Annotated in this window: 1 protein-coding gene; it reads left to right on the top strand. The window is 70.2% G+C overall.

Features of this window, described 5'->3' with window-relative positions:
- Window positions 1-1,175 (top strand): acetyl-CoA C-acetyltransferase (locus tag DIE16_RS36275; RefSeq protein WP_148091661.1); only part of this gene is annotated, 1,175 nt, incomplete at both ends.

Here is a 1,175-nt window from a genome sequence, read left to right as displayed (position 1 = left end):
ATGACGGACGTAGTGATCGTATCGGCCGCGCGGACCGCGGTCGGCAAATTCGGCGGCTCGCTCGCGAAGATCGCGGCACCGGAGCTGGGCGCGACGGTGATTCGCGCGGTGCTGGAGCGTTCGGGCGTGAAGCCCGAGCAGGTGAGCGAAGTGATCATGGGCCAGGTGCTGACGGCGGGCTCGGGGCAGAACCCGGCGCGCCAGTCGCTGATCAAGGCCGGCCTGCCGAGCGCAGTGCCGGGGATGACGATCAACAAGGTGTGCGGCTCGGGCCTGAAGGCCGTGATGCTGGCGGCGAACGCGATCGTGGCGGGCGACGCGGAGATCGTGATTGCGGGCGGCCAGGAAAACATGAGCGCAGCGCCGCACGTGCTGCCGGGCTCGCGCGACGGGTTCCGGATGGGTGACGCGAAGCTGGTCGACACGATGATCGTCGACGGCCTGTGGGACGTGTACAACCAGTACCACATGGGCATCACGGCGGAGAACGTCGCGAAGGAATACGGGATCACGCGCGAGGAGCAGGACGCGTTCGCGGCGCTGTCGCAGAACAAGGCGGAAGCCGCGCAGAAGGCCGGGCGCTTCGACGACGAGATCGTGCCGGTGTCGATCCCGCAACGCAAGGGCGAGCCGCTGCAGTTCGCGACCGACGAGTTCGTGCGCCACGGCGTGACGGCGGAATCGCTGGCGGGGCTGAAGCCGGCGTTCTCGAAGGACGGCTCGGTGACGGCGGCGAACGCGTCGGGGCTGAACGACGGCGCGGCGGCGGTGCTGGTGATGTCGGCGCAGAAGGCGGCGGCGCTCGGCCTGACGCCGCTGGCGCGGATCAAGGCGTACGCGAACGCGGGGGTGGATCCGAGCGTGATGGGCATGGGGCCGGTGCCGGCATCGCGCCGTGCGCTGGAGCGCGCGGGCTGGACGCCGGGCGACCTGGACCTGATGGAAATCAACGAGGCATTCGCGGCGCAGGCGCTGGCGGTGCACAAGCAGATGGGCTGGGACACGTCGAAGGTGAACGTGAACGGCGGGGCGATCGCGATCGGCCACCCGATCGGCGCGTCGGGCTGCCGGATCCTGGTGACGCTGCTGCACGAAATGGCCAAGCGCGATGCGAAGCGCGGGCTGGCGTCGCTGTGCATCGGCGGCGGGATGGGCGTCGCGCTCGCGGTCGAGCG

The sequence above is a fragment of the Burkholderia sp. Bp9090 genome (assembly GCF_003857985.1).
Lineage (GTDB): Bacteria > Pseudomonadota > Gammaproteobacteria > Burkholderiales > Burkholderiaceae > Burkholderia.
This window is presented reverse-complemented; position numbering and strand designations above follow the sequence as displayed.